Here is a 4571-nt window from a genome sequence, read left to right as displayed (position 1 = left end):
TGCCGACGTACGCCTTCGACCACCGCCACTACTGGCTGCGGTTGAACGGAGCGACCGACGCCACCGCCCTCGGGCAGGCGCCCACGGAGCACCCGTTGATCGGCGCGGTCGTGGAAGTGCCCGAGATCGGCGGTGTGCTGTGCACCTCCCGGTTGTCCTTGCACACGCACCCCTGGCTGGCCGACCACACCGTCGGCGGAGTGGTCCTCGTACCCGCCGCGGCCCTGGTCGAGCTGGCCGTGCGGGCCGGTGACGAGGTCGGCTGCGCGACCGTCGACGAATTCACGGTCGCCGTGCCGCTGGTGCTGCCGGAGCGGGGCGGGGTGCGCGTCCAGGCCGCCGTCGGCGGCGTGGACGAGAGTGGCTGCCGTACGGTCACCGTGTACTCGACTCGCGAGGACGCCACCGAGGTGAGCGGGGCGGAAGCATGGGTCCGGCACGCCACCGGTGTGCTGACGGCGACGCCCAAACCGGGCGAGAGCCCGCAGGGAGACTTCGGTGCCTGGCCGCCGGCCGGTGCCCAGCGCGTCGACGTCGAGGCGCTGTACGCCGGACTGGCCCGGCGCGGTTACGAGCACGGGCCCCTCTTCCGGGCCGTACGCGGGCTCTGGCGGCTCGGTGACGAGATGCTCGCCGAGGTCGCCGTACCCGAGGACGAGCGTGCGGAGGCCGGGCGGTTCGGGCTCCACCCCGCCCTGCTGGACGCGGCCCTGCACCCGGCGCTGCTGGACGCGGCCGTTGCCGACGGCGGCTCCGGGGTGTGGCAGTACCTGAACTGGCGCGGCCTCGCGCTGCACGCGGTCGGCGCCACGGCACTGCGCGTACGGATCGCCCCGCACGGCCGGGACCTGCCGGTGCTGGAGGCGGTCGACCTGGCCGGCGGGCTGGTGCTGCGGGCGGAATCGGCGGAGCTTCGGCCGCTGTCCGCCGGGCAGTTGGAACCCGCCGGAGGTACGGCGAGCGACGACTCGCTGTTCCGGGTCGAGTGGACCGCGCTGCCCGAAGCCGACGCGCCGACGGGCGAGCCGCCGACCTGGGCCGCGGTGCGCTCCGCCGCCGACGTCACCGCCCTGGCGGAGGACCAGGCCACGGCAGCGGAGCTGCCCGCGCTCGTCGTGCTGGAGGCCGTCGTCACCCATGACCAGGACGCGGACGACCCGGCGCTCGCCTTGACCAACCGGGTACTGGCGGCCGTGCAGGCATGGCTGGCAGCACCCGCCCTGGAGCAGACCCGGCTGGTCGTGGCCACCCGGGGCGCGGTACCGGCCGGCGCCGACGGAGCGGTGAGCGACCCGGCGGGTGGCGCGGTGTGGGGCCTGATCCGGGCCGCGCAGTCCGAGAACCCGGACCGGATCATGCTCCTCGACCTCGACCTTGATCCGGTGCTCGACCTTGATCCGGTGCTCGACCTCGACTCCTCTCCTGGCATCAGCGCCGTCCCCGGTCTCGAACAGGGTCACCCGTCCACGGCCATCGCCCCGGACCCGTTCGCCGACGGGACCCTCGATCACGTCCTGGGCCGGGTATCGGCCGACACCGAGCCGGAACTCGCGCTGCGCGGCGGGACGCTGCTCATGCCCCGGCTCATCCGCGCCACCCCGGCGAACCCCGGCCAGGCGATGGCGGACCCCGGCCAGGCGACGGCGGACCCAGGCCGGGTCACGGCGGACCCCGGCCAGGCCACGGCGGCGCTCAAGGCACCGGTGGCGCTGGACCCGGAGGGCACCGTCCTGATCACCGGCGGTACCGGCTCGCTCGGCGGACTGCTGGCCCGCCACCTGGTCACCCGGCACGGCATCCGCCACCTCGTGCTGGCCAGCCGACGCGGCCGAGCCGCCGAGGGCGCGACCGAGCTGGTCGCCGAACTCACCGCCCTCGGCGCCACCGAGGTGACGGTGACATCCTGCGATGTCACGGACCGCGACGCGGTCGCCGCCCTGCTGACCGAGGCCCGCCGGAGCGGCCGTCCGCTGACCGGCGTCGTGCACACCGCGGGTATCGCCGACGCGGGAGTGATAGGCACCATCCGGCCCGAGCAGGTGGCCCAGGTGTTCGCGCCGAAGGTGACAGCGGTACGGCACCTGGACGAACTGACCCGCGAACTCGCCCCGGAACTCGCCGCGTTCGTCGTCTTCTCCTCCGTCTCCTCCGTCTTCCTCGGCGCGGGAACCGGCAGCTACGCCGCGGCCAACGCCTTCCTGGACGCCGTGGCGCAACGGCGCCGGGCGCTCGGCCTGCCCGCCACCTCGCTCGCCTGGGGCCTGTGGGACCAGGCCACCGGCGGTATGGCGGCCGGCATGGACGACCTCACCCGCAGCCGGATGAACCGACGCGGCGGAGTCCTCCCCATGTCCCCCGAGGAGGGCATGAACCTGTTCGACGCGGCCCTGCGCACCGGAGAGGCGCTGCTCGTCCCCGCCAAACTGGACCTGCGGCAGCTCCGCACCGACGCAGGCGCGGGCCGGGCCGTTCCCACTCTCCTGCGCGGCCTGGCGCGCACCGGCCGGCAGACCGTGCGGGCGGCGACCGGCGACAGCGGCGGCGGCCTGGCGGACCGGCTGTCCGGGCTGAACACGGCGGAGCAGGAGGCGCTGCTGCTGGAGCTGGTGCGGACACACGCGGCGACCGTGCTCGGCCACGCCGGCCCCGAGGGCGTCCGACAGGACGTGGCGTTCCGTGACTCCGGCTTCGACTCGCTCACCTCGGTCGAACTGCGCAACCGGCTCCGCGAGGCCACCGCCCTCAAACTGCCCGCCACCGTCGTCTTCGACCACCCGAACCCCCTCTCCCTGGCCCGCTACCTGCACGGCGAACTGGGCGAGACGACGGCGACCGCCCCGGCAACGGCCACCGTGGGCACGCTCGCCGACCCGGACGAGCCGATCGCGATCGTCGGCATGGCCTGCCGGCTGCCCGGCGGCGTCCAGAGCCCCGAGGACCTGTGGCGGCTGGTGTCCGAGGGCCGCGACGCGATGTCCGGCTTCCCCGACGACCGGGGCTGGGACCTGGGCGGGTTCTTCAGTGACGACCCGGACCAGACCGGTACGTCGTACGTCAGCCAGGGCGGTTTCCTCTACGACGCCCCTCTGTTCGACGCCGGTTTCTTCGGGATCTCGCCGCGTGAGGCGCTGGCGATGGACCCGCAGCAGCGGCTCCTCCTGGAGACCTCCTGGGAGGCGCTGGAGCGGTCCGGTATCGATCCCCTCTCCCTGAAGGGCACGGAGGTCGGCGTGTTCTCCGGCCTGATGGGCCAGGGCTACGGCGCTTCGGGACCGGTGCCGCCCGAGCTGGAGGGCTTCACCGGCACCGGAGGCATGGGCAGCGTGGCCTCCGGCCGCGTCGCCTACGTCTTCGGCTTCGAGGGCCCGGCCGTGACGGTGGACACGGCCTGCTCGTCCTCCCTTGTCGCCATGCACCTCGCGGCGCAGGCACTGCGCCGCGGCGAGTGCACGATGGCTCTGGCGGGCGGCGCGACCGTCATGGCCACCCCGGGCACCTTCGTCGAGTTCTCCCGGCAGCGGGGACTGGCCTCGGACGGACGGTGCAAGTCGTACGCGGACGCGGCCGACGGCACGGGCTGGGCCGAGGGCGCGGGTGTGGTCGTCCTGGAGCGGCTGTCGGAGGCCCGGCGCAACGGGCACCAGATACTGGCGGTGGTCCGGGGCAGCGCTGTCAACCAGGACGGCGCGTCGAACGGTCTGACCGCTCCGAACGGGCCGTCGCAGCAACGCGTGATCCGCAAGGCCCTGGCCGCTGCCGGACTGTCCCCGGCCGACGTGGACGCGGTGGAGGGTCACGGCACCGGCACCACCCTCGGTGACCCCATCGAGGCGCAGGCCCTGCTCGCCGCATACGGCCAGGACCGCGAAGAACCCCTGTGGCTCGGCTCGCTGAAGTCGAACATCGGGCACACTCAGATGGCCGCGGGCGTGGCCGGCGTGATCAAGATGGTCCAGGCCATGCGGCACGGCATCCTCCCGGCAACGCTGCACGTCGACACCCCGACATCACAGGTCGACTGGTCGGCCGGATCGGTGGAACTGCTGGCGGAGGCCCGCGAGTGGCCGGACGTCGACCGGCCGCGCCGGGTGGGCGTCTCCGGCTTCGGCGTCAGCGGCACCAACGCGCACGTGATTTTGGAGCAGGCGCCGGAGGAGCCCGCCGTCGAGCCGGTGACCCCGGGCGATGGTCCGGTGCCGGTGGTGAGGCCCGTGGTGGTGCCGGTGGTGGTGCCGGTGGTGGTCTCGGCGCGGAGCGCCGGTGCGCTGGCCGGGCAGGCGGGACGGCTGGCGTCGTTCATCGGCCGCACGGACGTGCCGCCGGCCACCGTCGCGGGAGCGTTGGTGTCCCGGCGGGCGGTGCTGTCAGAGCGGGCCGTGGTGGTCGCCGGGTCGCGGGAGGAGGCGGTGGCCGGGCTGGGGGCGTTGGCCGCGGGTGAGTCCTCGCCGAGCGTGGTCACCGGTTCGGACGCTGGGGGGAAGACGGTGTTCGTGTTCCCCGGGCAGGGCTCGCAACGGCTCGGGATGGGCCGGGAGCTGTACGACCGCTATCCGGTCTTCGCCCGCGCCCTG

1 protein-coding gene is annotated in these 4571 nt (G+C 74.3%); it reads left to right on the top strand.

Translation table 11 applies throughout. The features are described 5' to 3' along the window. Positions 1-4571 (top strand): type I polyketide synthase (locus tag ABEB00_RS28055; protein WP_345623208.1); only part of this gene is annotated, 4571 nt, incomplete at both ends.

Origin of the sequence: Streptomyces ziwulingensis (assembly GCF_039542605.1) — a bacterium.
Lineage (GTDB): Bacteria > Actinomycetota > Actinomycetes > Streptomycetales > Streptomycetaceae > Streptomyces > Streptomyces ziwulingensis.
Note: the sequence above shows the minus strand (reverse complement) of the source record. Positions and strands in the feature narration are given on the sequence as shown.